Genomic DNA, 16,165 nt, shown 5'->3' on the forward strand with positions numbered 1-16,165 from the left:
TTTGTGATGAGTGACAAAACAAAAGCACATTTGAGTGCAAAAACGTTATGGGTACTTTTTATTCTGGGACTTGTAAATGCAGTTATGTATTGTTTCCCTTATATCAGATATGTGTTTTATGATCAGCAGATTGCAGCTATGGGAATTACAAATACCCAGTCAGGAATTTTAATGACAATTTATGCGGCAGCAAATACGATTACATTGATTCCCGGTGGAATATTAGCTGATAAGTGGTCTGTGAAAAAATGTCTAGTAGGCTCTATTCTGGGTTCTGTAGTTATCGGAATTATTTATGCACTTACCATGAATTTTGCAGTAGCCTGCGTATTATGGGCTGGACTTGGTGTGTCTACAATTTTTGTATTCTGGGCAGCAATAACCAAAGCAGTAGGTCAGGTTGGCACAGCAGAAGAGCAGGGAATGTGTTATGGAATTTATTATGCTGCATCAGGTATTATTTCTGCAATTTTAAATGCAGTATGTTTACAGGTAAGCCGTTTATCAGATGACCCATCTACTTCCTTTAGTATTGCAGTATGGGCAATGGTAGCATTTACAGCAGTTGCTTTAATTCTGACAATGATATTTTTTAAAGAAAAAAGTATTACACAGACAAAATCTTCTGATGAAGAATTTAAAATTAAATATGTCGGTGAAGCGTTAAAGAATCCGATGACCTGGCTCTTTTCACTGATGGTATTATGTGCATATGGTCTGTATACAAGTGTATCCTATTTTTCACCATATCTGACGGATGTACTTGGTATACCGTTGGTACATTCATCTTTTATCAGTATTGTGAGAAGTAATCTTATGAACCTTTTATGTCCGATTGGTGGAATTATCGTAGATAAGATTTTTAAATCTTCTACAAAATGGTATATTACTGCATTTGGAATTACAATTGTGATTTATGGTGGAGTATTGATAATGCCATCCAGCATCAGTCCGGTACTGGCAACAATTGTTTCTTTGTTACCAAGTGCAATTGGTATGATGCTTTACGGAGTAATCTGGTCGGGATTACAGGAATGTAAATTTAAACCGATATATGCAGGAACTGTAATTGGAATTGCATCTATTATCGGATATTTGCCAGATTCTTTTTACTATATAATTTTTGGAAAGTGGATGGATAAATTTGGAAATAATGCTTATCCAATGATTTTTGGCTTCCTGATGGGAACTGCTGTACTTGGTATGGTTATAACAATTTTAATGAGAAAACTGATTAAGAAAAATAACTAAGAAAGAAGGTATTTAAAAATGCATGCATCAGAATTTAACGTAGAAAAATTTGTTGATATAATTGAAAAGGAAAATGGAACAATCAGTGAAGTATATTTTGTGGCCTGTGGAGGCTCTCTGGTTGACCTTTATTCTTCATGTTACTTTATTAACCGAGAATCATCCACTATGACAGCAGAGTGGATTACCAGTAAAGAATTTGTTTTAACCCCTCCAAAGAAACTTGGAAAACACTCCGTTGTCATTATCTGTTCACATGGTGGAAATACAAAAGAAACGGTAGAAGCAGCAGAACTTGGTGTAAAGGAAGGTGCATTTGTAATTACATATACACATACACCGGGCAGTGCCTGCGACAGTGAAAAATTCCATGCAATTGTCTATGATTGGGAGCCGGAAACATTACAGAAGGATAGACCATTAGGATTAAATTACAGTATTATAAATGAGTTGATTCACAGACAGGAGCCGGAGTATAAACTTTATGAAGGAATGAAGGATGGAATCACTAAATGCGATGCAATTATCCGTAATGCAACAAAGAAGTTTCAGAATAAGGCATGGAATTTTGCAGAACATTATTATAATGCACCATTTTTATATATTATGGCATCCGGTTCTGCATATGCACAGGCATACGGATTTGCAATCTGTTCTCTTCAGGAGATGCAGTGGATGGACTGCTGTTATCTTGATTCCGCAGAATATTTCCATGGACCATTTGAGGTAACAGATAAAGACCATATTTATATCCTCTTAAAATCGGTAGGAAAAACAAGAATGATTGATGAAAGAGCAGAAGTATTTTTAAATAAATATGCGGAAAAATATGAGATTATTGATGCAGCAGATTGTGGAATGGATGCAATAGATGATTCCTGCGTAGATTATTTTAATGCTCCATTGTTCTATGAAATGAGCGTGTTATACCGTACTGCAATTCAGAATAAGAGCGGACACCCATTGGATATGCGCCGGTATATGGGAGTTGTAGAGTACTAGACGAAAGGAGAAACAGTATGAAATATGACGTAAGTGTGGTAGGCTTTGGGGATAACGTGGTAGATATTTATACTCACGAGAATGTACAGTATCCAGGTGGAAATTGTGTAAATCTTGCTGTGTATGCCAAAATGTTTGGTGCAAAAAGGTGTGCCTATATGGGCTATTTTGGTACTGATAAAAATGCAGATCATGTTATTTCTGCGTTGAGGGAAGAACAGATTGAACTGGTAAAGTGTAAGAAAATTGAGGGAGAAAATGGTTATTCCAGATGTACCTTAGAAGATGGTGACCGTGTATTCTTAGATTATAATGAAGGTGGAGTCCGGAGCAGACATATTTATGATCTGGATGAATTTGACTTGGAATATCTTGCAGAATTTGATCTGGTACACAGTGGAAATTACTGTTATATGGAGTCACAGCTTCCAAAGATTAAAGCAGCAGGACTTCCGTTATCCTTTGACTTTTCTGATGACTCTGAACCGGAATATTATGAAAAAATAGCTCCATTGGTAACATATGCATTCTGCTCCTTTGATGGAACAGATGATGAAGTAAAGGAGCATCTTCAGAAGGTAGCATCTTATGGACCGAAAATTGTATGTGCATCAAGAGGGGCAAAAGGCTGTATGCTCTATGCTAATCATGAGTTCTTTGAACAGTCAGCTTACCCGATTGAAAAGGCAATAGATACAATGGGTGCAGGAGACTCTCTTATTACAACTTTTATGGTAGGTTATCTCGACCGCAAGAAAAAGGGTATGCATGATGATGTGGCAATCAAAGAGAGCATAAAAGAGGCTGCAAAGTTTGCTGCAAAAGTATGTCAGATGGAAGGTGCATTTGGACATGGAAAAGAAGTTCAGATAGATGCCCTGAAAACGAAATAAAAGAATAAAAAACGAATCGTAACACATACTATTCCGGAAAATACAGGAAATGAGGCGGAATAGTATGAAGCATAAGACGTATCGTATCTGCCTCCTTTCACTGGTGATAATCGCCGTGATAGGAGGCATTCTTTATTATACCAATGAAAATGGAAATAAAAGTACGAAGGGCGAAGGAACATTTGTAACAAAATTCGTAGAAAGGATGCCATTTTCATGAGTAGTCAGCAGACAAGTCTTTATATTAAAATCGAAAAGAATTCCATGGTCAAAGACCGCCATGTCAAGTTATCGGATGTTGCCAGGATGACAGGAACGGATGAAGCAATGATACGCCAGTTGAAGCAGATGAAAATCTATTCCTTTCCACAGAAAACAAAGAAAACAGAATATGTTCAGGTGATGACTTCCCTAAAAATTTTTGAAATGATACAGGCACAGTATCCCAATGTGGACATTACCAATGAAGGAGAAGCGGATTTTGTGATTGAATATGAACCGGCATTGCAGCCTTCCCAAACAGCAGAGTATGCAAAAACAGCTGTTTTATGTGTGCTGGTTTTCTTTGGAGCGGCGTTTACCATCATGGCATTTAATAATGACATTTCTGTGACGGAACTGTTCCAGAAGCTTTATTATCAGGTGATGGGGAAAGAATCCACCGGCATTACGGAGCTGGAAATCTGCTATAGCATTGGTCTGCCTGTGGGAGTTATCATTTTCTTTAACCATTTTGGAAACAGCAAGATAACAAACGACCCGACACCAATCCAGGTGGAGATGCGTAAGTACGAAAAAGATGTAGATGATACTTACATTGCCAACTGCGGACGGGGAGGCAAGACGATTGATGTGGATTAGACATGTTTTCCTGGGACTGGCAGGACTGACCGCCGGCGCTGCGGTGGCTGGAGGAACCTTTGCATTTCTGATTATGTTAAATATCATTCCCCGGATGATTGGAAAGACGAAGACTGCCGCCCGGATTTGTCTTTACGAGAATATGATTGTATTAGGTGGAATCGGAGGAAACCTCTTATCAGTTTTCCTTATGATGCGGATTCCGCTGGGACATATTTTCCTTGGAGTATATGGAATCTGTGCAGGATTATTCGTAGGCTGTGTGGCAGTAGCGTTGGCGGAAATTTTAAAGACCTTCCCGGTTATCTTCCGCAGAACGAAAGTAAAAGTGGGATTGTGGGTGATTCTCTGGTTTATGGCATTGGGAAAGACAGCAGGCTCACTTTTCTATTTTATAAGACGGTTATCAGATTCTTGAAGTAAAAACACTGTAAAGGGTAAAATAGTGAGAAAAGATAATTGATAGGAATTGGTAGAACAATATGCAGTTCGGGTTGATGTTTTTCGTGAAATGTTATAAAATGAAAATATAAAAATCCGTAAGGAAGAAGTGAAAAAATGATACAGTCAATTGCACGTCAGAGTGTTGTAATCAAATGTAATCTGCAGGCATCTATTATGATGGGAAACTATGAATTCTATTATGCGGCGGGTCTTGCATACAAACTGACCGGAAATATGGCAACAGGGATTTTACAACCACAGCAGTTAATTGAAGAGGTCAACCGGATGCTGGCAGACTATATGACAGATGATGTGCGGGAGCAGCATCTGATTCGGATGTTAAAAGATTACGAACCGGATGATAAACTAGATGAACAAATGCGTGAATTATTTCAGGAGGGACAGACAGAACAGCGTTTGTGGCAGGAATAGGAAGCGATGATATGGGGAAGAAATTTACAATTGGGGTATTGATTGGAAATGTGCATACAGCACATCCGAAGGACCTGATGAGAGGGATTCGGGCAGCAGCAAGCGGGATGGATGTTAATGTGATTTATTTTCTGGGAACGCAGAGTGTGCGTTTCAACCAGAAGTTTGCACTGGAGGATTTTGATTATCAGTATAATACCGTCTATGATTATGCAAAATTAGCGAAAGTAGATGTATTGATTATAGCATATGGCTCTCTTTGCATTTTTCAGAAAAATGAAGATAAACAGGCATTTCTGGATAAATTTGCAGGAATACCATATGTACTGTTAGAAGATGCGACGGATGATCCACGGGGTATCTATGTCATGGTGGATAACTTTGGTGGTATGCAAAAATGTGTGGAGCATCTTATTATAGAACATCATTTAAAGCATCTGGTTTATCTTGGGGGACCGGAAGACAATCAGGATGCCATAGAGCGAAAAGCAGCATTTTTAAATGTTATGGCAGAACATCATCTGCCCGTGACACCGGAAATGATGGCGGTGGGAGATTATTCGGAATTCGTGGATAATCTTGTAGAACAGCTGCTAAAGGACAATCCGGATGCCGAAGCAATTATATCAGCTAATGATGAAATGACAGTGGCGTGTTATCGTGTATGCAAAGCCCATGGACTCCGGATAGGAAAAGACATTTTGATTACCGGTTTTGATGATGTGGAGAGGGCACGTTATAGTAATCCACCACTGACGACTGCCTCCCAGGATGCTTATAAAATGGGGCAGATAGCGGTAGAAAAGGCAGTAGATATCTGTGCAGGCAGACCAGTGGAATCTGTCCGGTTGGATGCAGAACTTATAATCCGGGAATCCTGTGGCTGCAAAGTAACACGAAGAGCGAAAGAAAAGGCAGATGAGAAAACAGAACTGCTTCATATTATTGATGAATTAAGGCTTTTTCAGCATAAATCGTGGCTTGGACCATTTCTGATCCGGGACCTGATGCAGGAAGCAGAGAATGAGAAATCTTTCTACCGGAAAAGTGGAGAAGTATTTTATCATCTGGGTATACGCAGTTCCATGCTTTATCTGTTGGAGCAGCCGGTTACCTATGAAAATGGACAGAAATGGAAGATGCCCCAAAGGATGTATTTAACTATGCACCAATACAGGGAAAATATTCAGGTATTTGAGAAACAGGAACGTCCATATATAGATGGAAGCTTTGGTGTACTGGATTGTTGCAGCTCCGGTGAAGATCATTTTTCTTATATCAGCTTTCTATTAATTGATGGAAAGCGGCAGTACGGACTATTGATGCTTGAGATTGAACCGGAAGAGATTTCTTTTTATTATATACTGGCATTGCAGCTTGGAACATCTCTCCGCTTTCTGGAAGCAAATATTAAACAGAAAAAATATCGTGACCGGCTGCGGGAAAAGAATGAAGTATTAAATTTTATTGCAATTTACGATGAACTGACCGGAATCTATAACCGTAGGGGACTGATGGAGAGTCTGGTCCGGTTTAATCAGGATAATTTAGGAAAAAAAGCTTGTCTTATGATAGCGGACCTTGACCATTTAAAGGAAATCAATGATAATTTTGGCCATGCGGAAGGAGACTGCGCAATCCGGACAGCAGCAGGAATTGTAAAAGAAGTCTTTGGACAGTATGGAGATGTGGGAAGATTCGGAGGGGACGAATTTGCAGGCATTGTAAGATATAGCGAGATGGAAGAGAAGGAACAGCTCATTTACAATATTCACCAGAAATGTGAACAGTACAATGAACATTCCATGAAACCGTATTATGTTGGAATTTCAGTTGGAGTAGTAGAATTTGTCTGTGAAAAGAAGATTGATTTTATTGAGATGTTTAAGCATGCTGATGAATATCTGTATGAGGAAAAAAAGAAACGGCGCAAGACAGTCTGCCGTAATGTAAATTTCGAGAATTCGTAATAAGCCGGTGTTGAAAAACAAACGAAAATATGCTAGAATAAAACAAATCATATGGTAACGTTTCCATGCAAATGAAGACAGAAACAGCGGGGAGAAAGATATGCTTACAATTGGGAAAACGGGGTAATACGGATGAAGACAAGAAAGCAGAAAATTCGTCAGGAAAGGCCAGAAGAAATGCAGGAAACTCGGCAGCTTAAAGTAGAAAAAAGGGAAGAAAGAAAGCAGTTGGAAGTAAAGAAAGAGAAGCTTAAGAAAGTAAAGCCAAAAAAGGAAAAGTTAAAGAAAGAAAAGGTAAGAAAACCACAGCCGAAGAAAACAGGTAACAGTAGAAAGGCTGCGAAGGATAAGGGAATGGGGCTTCGTGGCATTCAGGTGAAATTAATCGGGGCATTTATGATTCCGGTTATCCTGTTTGTTATCATCGGTTTTATGATTTATTCAAAGTGCAGTACTACCTTGAATAGTACATACGAGGCTTCTGCAAATACCAGTGTTGGTACATTGGAAGAGTATCTCGGACTTGGTTTTGAGAATATTGAACTGATGGCAACACGTCTTTCTATTAATTCTGCAATTACAAGTTATTATACAGGTTCAGAAGTAAAGTCAGAGTCTATGCTGATGGATACAAAGGTTGCATTGAGCAATGAATCTACTGCAGACAAATTCATCGATCACATTATAGTTTGTGCGAAGAGTGGAACAGCATGCAGTGAAAAGGGTGCAATCCGTGGAGATGTATATAATGCGTTTGTTGAGTCGGAAGAAGGAAAGAATGTAGAGTCTGAGATTGGCATGGGAAGTATGTGGATCAGCAGCCACCCAGCCATTGATGAAGTCACCGGATATGACAGTGATGAGTATGCATTATCTCTTGTTACCGTTCTTAAGAATAATAGCAATAAATCTGTTGGATATATCATCATTGATGTTAAGACAAGCTTTATCCAGGATATATTAGATAATGCACAGATTAGTGATAACAGCATCAAGGGCTTTGTATTAGAGGATGGAAGCCAGGTGTTAAGTGGAGATAGTGATATAAAATTTACAGATACGGACTTTTATCAGGAAGCATTAGCAGGAGAAAATCTGCAGGGTTCTAAAGAAGTGTCTTATGAGGGCGCAGATTATCTGTTTACATACAGCAGGATTGAAGGTACGAATATGCTGGTATGTGCCATGGTTCCGCAGAAAGAGATTATGGCAGGTGCACAGGCGATTCTCAGATATACGTTAATTGCCGTAGCAATATGTGCAGTTATTGCAATCGTGGTAGGTTCCGTTCTTGCAAGCGGAATTTCCAAAGCAATCCGTAAGGTTAACCGTGTCTTAAAAAAGACCTCCGATGGAGATTTGACCGGACAGATCAGCATGAAGCGTAAGGATGAGTTTAATGTGTTGTCATCCAGCATTACCAATATGATTGGCAGTATGAAGGATCTGATTCTCAAGATGACCAATGTCAGCGGTCATGTTTCTGATTCGGCAGTCCAGGTAGGAACCAACTCCGAAGTTTTATTGGAAGTAACAAAGAATATTACGGAAGCAGTGGATTATATCAACAGTGGTATTTCCCAGCAGGCACAGGATACGGAAAGCTGCCTGGAGCAGATGAATGGTCTGGCAGAAAGAATCAATGTTGTACATGAGAATACTGATGAAATCAGCGAAATTGCCCAGGAAGCCCAGGGAGCAATTGAAAATGGTATGGTTATCGTAGCAAACCTTGGTGAAAAAGTTCAGGGTACAACGGAAGTAACAGAGACCATCATCCGGGAAATCAGAGAACTGAACAAAGAATCTATTGCAATTAACAGCATCATTGGAACAATCAATGAGATTGCAGAACAGACCAATCTTTTGTCCTTAAATGCATCAATTGAGGCGGCGAGAGCCGGTGAAGCAGGAAGAGGATTTGCAGTAGTTTCTGAAGAAATCCGTAAACTGGCAGAACAGTCCGGAAATGCGGGTAATCAGATTGGTGAGATTATCAATCATATTCAGGAACGTCTGGCAGCTACCATCGAGACAGCTGGGCTTGCAGGCGAGAGCGTTGCATTCCAGACAGAAGCATTGAATAATACCGTTGATGTATTTAAGAATATCAGTCAGCAGGTAAGCAAGCTGGCAGAGGATGTTGAGAAGATTACCCAGAGTGTGGGGGGTATCGAACAGGCAAAAGAAGATACCATGAATGCCATCGAAAGTATTTCAACAACCTCTAACCAGACAGAATCTGCATCTGAAGAACTTGCCCGTAGTACAGAGAAACAGTTACAGGCAGTAGAAGTATTAAATGATGCGGTAAAACGGCTTCAGATGGATGCAGAGGATCTGGATACATCAGTAAGTATCTTCAAGGTACAGTAAGGAATATAATTCGGCAGTCAGGTTTCTGGCTGCCGTTTTTTTCGCAAAGAATCCGTAAGAAGCTGCCAGTGACAGGTTCTGTAGAGCGAGCTTGATATTATGGCATAGAATACATATAATAAAAGTCAGAGTATTTCAAAAGTTTGAGAAATCTAAGAAGTTGAGATAGAAAAGAGGAGAAATAAATATGCAGACAGGAAAAGCAATTTCAGTTCCGGCAATTCTGAAAGTCGGAAATGGCACGTTAAATCAACTGGGAAGTTATTTAAAGGGAGAAGGTCTAAAGCAGGTAGTTATTTTCCTTGGAAATGGTTTGATTGATATGTTTGGTGAGACTGTAATGGAATCACTGAAAAAAGAAGAAATTACAGTATTGGAGTATAGCGAACTGGATACCGTTGATATTGATGATATTATAACGCTTGCATTTTCCATGCCGAATAAAACGCAGGCAGTTATTTCAATTGGTGGCGGAAAAGTAATCGATGCCGGAAAATATGCCGCATTTTTAAGAAATATTCCATTTATCAGCGTACCGACCTCCAGCTCCAGTGATGGATTTTCTAGTGCCAGCGCCTCCCTTCTGGTGCATGGCAAGAGAACTTCGGTTCCGGCAAAACTGGCTTATGGCATTGTGGTGGATACGCAGATTATCCGCACGGCACCGGAGAAATTTATTTATTCCGGTATCGGAGATATGATTTCAAAAATCACAGCATTATATGACTGGATTTATGAGGAAAAATGTGGTTACTCTACGGTAAATGATTTTGCGGTTATGATAGCGAAGAAAGCGGTGAACAGTTTTGTCCGGACTCCATATCAGAGCATAAAGGATGAATTGTTTTTAAAAGAACTGGTGGATTCTCTAGCCATGAGCGGAATTGCCAATGAAATAGCCGGAAGCAGCGCACCGACCAGTGGAAGCGAGCATTTGATTTCCCACGCACTGGACAAATTATTGGAAGCACCACAGTTACACGGTATTCAGGTCGGCATTGCAACCTATATCATGAGCAAGGTGCACAATCACAGATATGTGCGGGTACAGACCGTATTGGAAGAGACCGGATTTTTTGATTTTGCAGCAACACTTCAGATGAAAAAGAGCGATTTCCTTGCGGCAATTGATTTGGCACCGTCTATTAAGCCATTCCGTCACACTTACCTTCACGAAGAAAAATACCGGGAAGAAGCAAAGCGTCTGGTGAGAGAAGATGAAATCTTAAATCGTATATTGGTTGACTGACATTCATAAGGAACTGCCGGGCATCCGTAAGAAGCTGCCGGTGTATGTATAAAAGAAACAATTTTTGCCATACTAAGAGAAAAATATTATATTATTTAGGAAGGTTTTAGCATGGCAAAAAGTGAATCAGAAAAAGATATGCGGCAAAAAAATGAAAATCTGAATAAAACAGTACAGGAGCAGGATGTTGCGGAAAGAAACCAGGCATATAACGAATATGTAAAGCAGGTAACACCAACGCATAATCTTGCCCTGAAAATGTTAAAAGCATTTGTGACCGGCGGAATTATTTGTTGTATTGGCCAGGTGATTTTAAATATTGCACAGAACGCAGGACTGGATAAAGATACTTCCGGCGGCTGGTGCAGTATGATCCTTGTCCTCATGAGCGTAATTCTTACCGGTCTTAATATTTATCCATCAATTGCAAAATTTGGCGGGGCAGGAGCCCTCGTTCCAATCACCGGATTTGCCAATTCAGTGGCGGCTCCTGCCATCGAATTCAAAAAGGAAGGTCAGGTTTTTGGGATTGGCTGCAAAATTTTTACCATTGCGGGTCCGGTAATTCTTTATGGAATCTTTACAAGCTGGCTACTTGGGGTCATATACTGGATATATCAGCTGATAGCGAGGTAAATTGGGCAAAATCATTGTGAAATAAGAGTGTTTTGCCAAAAGAAGTAGAAAAGCAAGACTTCACCAAGGAAGAGGAGCCGTGTCCCGTGGTAAATTGGGCAAAATCGTTGAGAAACAAGAGAGTTTTGCCCAAAAGAAGTAGAAAAGAGAGACTTCACCAAGGAAGAGGAGCCGTGTTCGGTGGTAGATTGGGCAAAATCATTGTGAAATAAGAGTGTTTTGCCCAAAAGAAGTAGAAAAGCAAGACTTTATCAAGGAAGAGGAGCCGTGTCCCGCGGTAAATTGGGCAAAATCGTTGAGAAACAAGAGAATTTTGCCCAAAAGAAGTAGAAAAGCAAGACTTCACCAAGGAAGAGGAGCCGTGTCCCGCGGTAAATTGGGCAAAATCATTGTGAAATAAGAGTGTTTTGCCCAAAAGGAGAAGAAAAACAAATTCACAAAGTCAGCTTCCCGCTAATCCCCAAAATAGTAATGAATTAATTGCTCGGCATAAGCAGAATCAAAGGGATGCTCACTTGTTTCATAAGTAGTAATTAATTGAATGGATGGGATAATGTTATGTGCGGTGTAAAACTGAAGCTTGGAAAAGACATTCTTTCGATAAGAAGGAAAATCCATCAGACCAAAATGCTCCCAGTAATAAAATGCTCCTGTTTTAGGATGACGAAGCGTGAAATCAGGGTGCAGGGTAGTTTCGCCTAAACACAGTGCACATTCATAACGAAAAGGAATACGGTTATGTGAGAGCAGTGTTGCAATCAGTGCTTCTGATTTGGAACGGACCATCAGACCGGAAGCAGATTTGTGAATCCGTTGTTCCGGGTATTTGATATTGTATTCAAAATCAGCATTCATCCATTGATTTAATTCTGTGGAAATGGGTTGGAGGACAGTGTGAAATAATTCACAATAGGGAGAAGATTCTTGAAAAAGAGTTTCAATTTTAGAAGGATGTGAGGCAAGGGTGTCAATACAGGTGCGGATTGTCTGTCGCTCAAAAGAGAGGGACTGCAGTTTTAGTTCTAAATATTTTTTCCGGGCCATGACTTGAGCAAAATTTTTCTCTTTCTTGGGAATATAAAACTGTTGGGATAGAAGTTGATGATACCACTTGGTATAGTTGCCATTGTGGGTACAATAAAGAGTGCCGGGTGGCAGAGTGGAAAGTTCATCCTGAATGGCAGAGATTTGCTCCGTAAGATTCTTATAATGAGATAATAGTTTATTATAGATGTCAGTTTCTCCTTTCTCAAAAAGTTCAATGGAAATATTGAAAAATGTTGAAATTAATTGCTGCCATGGATTTATTACAGCATAACCGTAGATAGAAGTAAAGAAAAGAAACATGAAAAATTTCTGAAAAATACATAAAATGCCAGAACCTGGACATGCTAATCACAAAAAGGAGTGATGACATGTCTGAGGTAAAGGGAAAACAGAGTCTTCGCTTTGCGAAGACTCCTTTTATTTTAAATTCGGCATCGGTGGTCGGAAAGAAAGAAGGAGAAGGACCACTGGGAGAGTATTTTGATGTGATTGGAAATGATGACAAATTTGGATGTGAGTCATGGGAGGAAGCAGAAAGTACCTTGCAGAAGGAAGCAGCAACCCTGGCATTGGGAAAATCTGGGCTTACGCCGGAAGAAATCCGTTATATTTTTGCAGGAGACCTGTTGGGTCAGACTATAGCAACATCCTTTGGACTTCTCGACTTTGAAATTCCGCTGTTTGGTGTGTATGGAGCCTGCTCTACGGCAGGGGAATCCATGTCACTTGGAGCAATGTGCGTGGCGGCAGGATTTGCAGAAAATGTCCTGACGATTACATCTAGTCATTTTGCCAGCGCGGAGAAACAGTTCCGATTTCCGTTGGAATATGGGAATCAGCGTCCCATGTCGGCTACCTGGACGGTTACCGGAAGTGGTGCCTATGTATTGTCCACCCAACGGACTCATGTAAAAATCAGTGGAATCACCACCGGAAAAATTGTGGACTATGGAATTCATGATTCCTTAAATATGGGAGCAGCGATGGCTCCGGCAGCAGCAGATACCATAGCAGCACATTTTGCGGATTTTGGAAGCAAGCCGGAAGAATATGACCGTATTATAACTGGGGATTTAGGAACTGTCGGACAGGAAATCCTATTTGATTTGCTTAAGAAAAAGGGCTATGACATCGAGAACAATCATTCAGATTGCGGAATCGAAATTTTTGATGCAAAAGAACAGGATACGGATGCTGGCGGAAGTGGCTGTGGCTGCAGTGCTTCTGTTTTATCTGCCTATTATCTGCCGAAGATTATTTCAGGGGAATGGAAAAAGGTGTTATTTGTGCCAACCGGAGCATTGCTTTCCACAGTGAGTTATAACGAAGGGAAAAATGTACCGGGAATTGCCCATGGAGTAATGCTTGAGTATGTGCCGTAACAAAAGCCTGGTAGATAATAAAAAGTAATAATAGTTTTGATAAGAATGATGGAAGAAAGGAAAAGAACACATGGATTATGTGAATGCATTCTGGGTAGGAGGCCTGATATGTGCCCTCTGCCAGATTTTAATGGAAAAGACGAAAATGCAGCCGGGACGGATTATGGTGCTATTGGTATGTTCCGGAGCTGTTTTGGGAGCAATCGGTGTATATCCGCCTTTCGTGGAATTTGCAGGGGCGGGAGCATCGGTGCCATTGTTAGGCTTTGGCAATACGCTGTTTAAGGGAATTAAGGAAGCAGTTGATACCAATGGATTTATCGGAATCTTCATGGGTGGATTTACGGCAACGGCGGTAGGAATCTCTGCTGCATTGGTATTTGCCTATCTGGCATCTCTGATATTTGAACCAAAGATGAGAAAGTAGAAAATCCACACAGAAGATGCATAGAAAAGGATAGGTTGGAAACAATAAACTTGAAATCAATAAAAAGGAGATATTGAACATGAAGAAATTAAGAAAACTGGTGTTGACCATGATGGTAGTGTGCCTCTTTGGCAGTATGGCAGCCTGTGGTAATAGGAATGGAAATGAGGAAAATACCACGGAAAACGGAGCAGGAAGTAACAATACCACCAATAAGAATGACACAGACAATAAGAATAACACAAATGACAAGAATAACGGTACCACAGATAACGACAAGGATAATCGTGACAATACTACAAACAATGGAGATAATGGCGACGGTGTGGTAAATGATGTGACAGATGGAGTAGTAGATGGCGCAGAAGATATTGTAGATGGTGTAGATGATGCAGTAGATGATGCCGGAACCGGAATTAAAGATGCTGTGGATGATGCGACAACCGGAACCAATGGAAATGGTAATAATAATGCAAAAACAGCAAGATAGTTTTGAATAAAGATTTTTAAATGCAAAAACAGGATTGAAAACTCAATGAAAAGTTTTCAATCCTGTTTTGTATAATATGAGTACCACGATGACTCATATAAAATTGTTTCTCTTGGTGAAAAATTTATTTGTCATCAATACTGTAGTTTGGTGCTTCTTTTGTGATATGAATGTCATGTGGATGACTTTCCTTTAAGGAAGCAGCAGTAATCTTAACGAAACGGCCTCTTTCCTGTAATTCTGGAATAGTAGGACATCCGCAGTAACCCATACCGGAACGGATACCACCGATTAACTGGAATACGGTATCTTCAAGGCTTCCCTTGTAAGCCACACGACCTTCAACACCTTCCGGAACAAGCTTCTTAGCACCTTCCTGGAAGTAACGGTCTTTGCTTCCGTTTTCCATAGCTGCAAGAGAACCCATACCACGGTAAACTTTGTATTTTCTTCCCTGATATAATTCGAAGGTTCCAGGAGCTTCGTCACATCCTGCGAACATGCTTCCCATCATACATACATTACCGCCGGCAGCTAAAGCCTTGGTCATGTCTCCGGAGTACTTGATACCACCATCGGCGATGATTGGAATACCATATTCTTTTGCAACTGCAAAGGCATCCATGACAGCAGTAATCTGAGGAACACCAATACCTGCAACCACACGGGTAGTACAGATAGAACCAGGTCCGATACCAACCTTAACAGCATCAGCACCAGCTTCAATTAAAGACTTGGTTGCTTCACCAGTTGCTACGTTACCTGCGATAACCTGAAGATCAGGATAAGCAGCTTTGATTTTCCTAACTGCATTTAAGATATTTAAGGAATGTCCATGTGCGGAATCTACAACGATTACATCGACATGGGATTTTACCAGTGCATCGATACGGTCCATCATGTTAGCAGTAATACCAACAGCAGCACCACAAAGCAGTCTGCCCTGGTCATCCTTTGCGGATAATGGATATTTAATCTGTTTTTCAATATCTTTGATTGTGATAAGACCTTTTAAGTGAAAATCTTTATCAACAATTGGAAGTTTTTCTTTTCTTGCCTTAGCGAGAATTTTTTTCGCTTCGTCTAATGTGATTCCTTCCGGAGCAGTAATAAGACCATCGGAAGTCATGCTTTCTTTAATTTTCTTTGTATAATCTGTTTCGAATTTCAAATCACGATTGGTGATGATGCCGACTAATTTTCCGTTTTCTGTAATAGGAACTCCGGAAATGCGGAAGTTGTGCATTAAATCTTCTGCGTCAGCTAATGTATGATCTGGGGATAAGAAAAATGGGTCTGTGATAACTCCATTTTCGGAACGTTTTACCTTGTCCACTTCCTCCGCCTGAGCCTCGATAGACATGTTTTTGTGGATGATTCCGATACCACCCTGTCTTGCCATAGCTATTGCCATGCGATGTTCAGTTACTGTGTCCATTCCAGCACTCATCATTGGAATGTTCAATTTGATTTTCTTAGTCAGGTAAGTGGTAAGATCAATCATATTAGGAGTAACTTCCGAATATGCAGGAACCAGCAAAACATCATCAAATGTAATTCCTTCACCGATAATTTTACCCATTTTCTCGTTTCCTCTCTTTCTTATTAAAAAGTGTGTAATATAATAAAGCCTTTAATTTCTCAATTCTAGCAAAAAAATAATATACTGTCAATTGTTAAAACAACTATTCCATTTTATACAAAA

General features: G+C 40.1%; 16 protein-coding genes. 14 read left to right on the forward strand and 2 right to left on the reverse strand.

Annotation, left to right across the window (positions count from 1 at the left end):
* Positions 1 to 6: 6 nt before the first annotated feature.
* The 11 genes from OCV43_RS11220 to OCV43_RS11270 all read left to right on the forward strand — a co-directional run bounded on the left by OCV43_RS11220 (position 7) and on the right by OCV43_RS11270 (position 11,114).
* Complete coding sequence (locus OCV43_RS11220) at positions 7 to 1,251, forward strand: MFS transporter (protein ID WP_262624126.1); 1,245 nt, start codon at positions 7 to 9, stop codon at positions 1,249 to 1,251.
* Between the two features lie 18 nt (positions 1,252 to 1,269).
* Positions 1,270 to 2,253 carry an SIS domain-containing protein gene (locus OCV43_RS11225; protein ID WP_227700321.1) on the forward strand — a complete coding sequence of 328 codons (984 nt, stop codon included), beginning with the start codon at positions 1,270 to 1,272 and terminating at the stop codon, positions 2,251 to 2,253.
* Between the two features lie 17 nt (positions 2,254 to 2,270).
* Complete coding sequence (locus tag OCV43_RS11230; protein WP_022244344.1) at positions 2,271 to 3,146, forward strand: PfkB family carbohydrate kinase; 876 nt, start codon at positions 2,271 to 2,273, stop codon at positions 3,144 to 3,146.
* A gap of 64 nt (positions 3,147 to 3,210) precedes the next feature.
* Positions 3,211 to 3,366, forward strand: a complete 156-nt coding sequence (locus OCV43_RS11235; protein ID WP_022244345.1) for a hypothetical protein — start codon at positions 3,211 to 3,213, stop codon at positions 3,364 to 3,366.
* Positions 3,363 to 4,007, forward strand: a complete 645-nt coding sequence (locus tag OCV43_RS11240; protein WP_262624127.1) for a stage V sporulation protein AA — start codon at positions 3,363 to 3,365, stop codon at positions 4,005 to 4,007. The genes OCV43_RS11235 and OCV43_RS11240 overlap by 4 nt, the downstream gene beginning before the upstream one ends.
* Positions 3,997 to 4,425 carry a stage V sporulation protein AB gene (locus tag OCV43_RS11245; protein ID WP_022244347.1) on the forward strand — a complete coding sequence of 143 codons (429 nt, stop codon included), beginning with the start codon at positions 3,997 to 3,999 and terminating at the stop codon, positions 4,423 to 4,425. Before OCV43_RS11240 ends, OCV43_RS11245 begins: the two co-directional genes overlap by 11 nt.
* Positions 4,426 to 4,565: 140 nt before the next feature.
* A complete protein-coding gene (locus OCV43_RS11250; protein ID WP_262624128.1) occupies positions 4,566 to 4,883 on the forward strand; it encodes a DUF3837 domain-containing protein in 318 nt (105 codons plus the stop codon).
* An 11-nt stretch (positions 4,884 to 4,894) separates the two neighbouring features.
* Positions 4,895 to 6,853, forward strand: a complete 1,959-nt coding sequence (locus OCV43_RS11255; RefSeq protein WP_022244349.1) for a GGDEF domain-containing protein — start codon at positions 4,895 to 4,897, stop codon at positions 6,851 to 6,853.
* Positions 6,854 to 6,985: 132 nt separating this feature from the next.
* On the forward strand, positions 6,986 to 9,229 hold the full coding sequence (locus OCV43_RS11260; protein WP_262624129.1) for a methyl-accepting chemotaxis protein: 2,244 nt from the start codon (positions 6,986 to 6,988) through the stop codon (positions 9,227 to 9,229).
* 187 nt (positions 9,230 to 9,416) lie between these two features.
* Positions 9,417 to 10,478, forward strand: coding sequence for an iron-containing alcohol dehydrogenase family protein (locus OCV43_RS11265; RefSeq protein ID WP_022244351.1), 1,062 nt, complete (start codon positions 9,417 to 9,419; stop codon positions 10,476 to 10,478).
* A 111-nt stretch (positions 10,479 to 10,589) separates the two neighbouring features.
* On the forward strand, positions 10,590 to 11,114 hold the full coding sequence (locus OCV43_RS11270; RefSeq protein ID WP_117841809.1) for a SpoVA/SpoVAEb family sporulation membrane protein: 525 nt from the start codon (positions 10,590 to 10,592) through the stop codon (positions 11,112 to 11,114).
* A gap of 453 nt (positions 11,115 to 11,567) precedes the next feature.
* On the opposite strand, the gene OCV43_RS11275 is transcribed toward OCV43_RS11270, so the two are convergent.
* The gene (locus OCV43_RS11275) at positions 11,568 to 12,461 is read right to left on the reverse strand and encodes an ATPase (protein ID WP_262624130.1); all 894 of its coding nucleotides are present in this window, start codon (positions 12,459 to 12,461) and stop codon (positions 11,568 to 11,570) included.
* Positions 12,462 to 12,529: 68 nt separating this feature from the next.
* Between OCV43_RS11275 and spoVAD the strand changes: the two genes are divergently transcribed.
* The 3 genes from spoVAD (at position 12,530) to OCV43_RS11290 (ending at position 14,460) form a co-directional block, all read left to right on the forward strand.
* Positions 12,530 to 13,543 (forward strand): stage V sporulation protein AD, encoded by a 1,014-nt coding sequence (spoVAD, locus tag OCV43_RS11280; protein ID WP_227709922.1) that lies wholly within the window; start codon positions 12,530 to 12,532, stop codon positions 13,541 to 13,543.
* A gap of 70 nt (positions 13,544 to 13,613) precedes the next feature.
* Positions 13,614 to 13,970, forward strand: a complete 357-nt coding sequence (gene spoVAE, locus OCV43_RS11285; protein ID WP_117947683.1) for a stage V sporulation protein AE — start codon at positions 13,614 to 13,616, stop codon at positions 13,968 to 13,970.
* Positions 13,971 to 14,049: 79 nt separating this feature from the next.
* Positions 14,050 to 14,460, forward strand: a complete 411-nt coding sequence (locus tag OCV43_RS11290) for a hypothetical protein (RefSeq protein ID WP_227709921.1) — start codon at positions 14,050 to 14,052, stop codon at positions 14,458 to 14,460.
* 124 nt (positions 14,461 to 14,584) lie between these two features.
* On the opposite strand, the gene guaB is transcribed toward OCV43_RS11290, so the two are convergent.
* Positions 14,585 to 16,042, reverse strand: coding sequence for an IMP dehydrogenase (gene guaB, locus OCV43_RS11295; protein ID WP_262624131.1), 1,458 nt, complete (start codon positions 16,040 to 16,042; stop codon positions 14,585 to 14,587).
* Positions 16,043 to 16,165 lie beyond the last annotated feature (123 nt).

The organism is Roseburia amylophila (assembly GCF_025567465.1).
GTDB lineage: Bacteria > Bacillota > Clostridia > Lachnospirales > Lachnospiraceae > Roseburia_C > Roseburia_C amylophila.

Excerpts from the sequence above, each read along its gene's own strand:
- OCV43_RS11230 (WP_022244344.1), top strand. The coding sequence starts at position 2,271 with ATGAAATATGACGTAAGTGTGGTAGGCTTTGGGGATAACGTGGTAGAT.
- OCV43_RS11265 (WP_022244351.1), top strand. The coding sequence starts at position 9,417 with ATGCAGACAGGAAAAGCAATTTCAGTTCCGGCAATTCTGAAAGTCGGA.
- OCV43_RS11240 (WP_262624127.1), top strand. The coding sequence starts at position 3,363 with ATGAGTAGTCAGCAGACAAGTCTTTATATTAAAATCGAAAAGAATTCC.
- spoVAD (WP_227709922.1), top strand. The coding sequence starts at position 12,530 with ATGTCTGAGGTAAAGGGAAAACAGAGTCTTCGCTTTGCGAAGACTCCT.
- OCV43_RS11275 (WP_262624130.1), bottom strand. The coding sequence starts at position 12,461 with ATGTTTCTTTTCTTTACTTCTATCTACGGTTATGCTGTAATAAATCCA.
- OCV43_RS11250 (WP_262624128.1), top strand. The coding sequence starts at position 4,566 with ATGATACAGTCAATTGCACGTCAGAGTGTTGTAATCAAATGTAATCTG.
- guaB (WP_262624131.1), bottom strand. The coding sequence starts at position 16,042 with ATGGGTAAAATTATCGGTGAAGGAATTACATTTGATGATGTTTTGCTG.
- OCV43_RS11290 (WP_227709921.1), top strand. The coding sequence starts at position 14,050 with ATGAAGAAATTAAGAAAACTGGTGTTGACCATGATGGTAGTGTGCCTC.
- OCV43_RS11245 (WP_022244347.1), top strand. The coding sequence starts at position 3,997 with ATGTGGATTAGACATGTTTTCCTGGGACTGGCAGGACTGACCGCCGGC.
- OCV43_RS11260 (WP_262624129.1), top strand. The coding sequence starts at position 6,986 with ATGAAGACAAGAAAGCAGAAAATTCGTCAGGAAAGGCCAGAAGAAATG.
- OCV43_RS11270 (WP_117841809.1), top strand. The coding sequence starts at position 10,590 with ATGGCAAAAAGTGAATCAGAAAAAGATATGCGGCAAAAAAATGAAAAT.
- OCV43_RS11220 (WP_262624126.1), top strand. The coding sequence starts at position 7 with ATGAGTGACAAAACAAAAGCACATTTGAGTGCAAAAACGTTATGGGTA.
- spoVAE (WP_117947683.1), top strand. The coding sequence starts at position 13,614 with ATGGATTATGTGAATGCATTCTGGGTAGGAGGCCTGATATGTGCCCTC.
- OCV43_RS11225 (WP_227700321.1), top strand. The coding sequence starts at position 1,270 with ATGCATGCATCAGAATTTAACGTAGAAAAATTTGTTGATATAATTGAA.
- OCV43_RS11235 (WP_022244345.1), top strand. The coding sequence starts at position 3,211 with ATGAAGCATAAGACGTATCGTATCTGCCTCCTTTCACTGGTGATAATC.
- OCV43_RS11255 (WP_022244349.1), top strand. The coding sequence starts at position 4,895 with ATGGGGAAGAAATTTACAATTGGGGTATTGATTGGAAATGTGCATACA.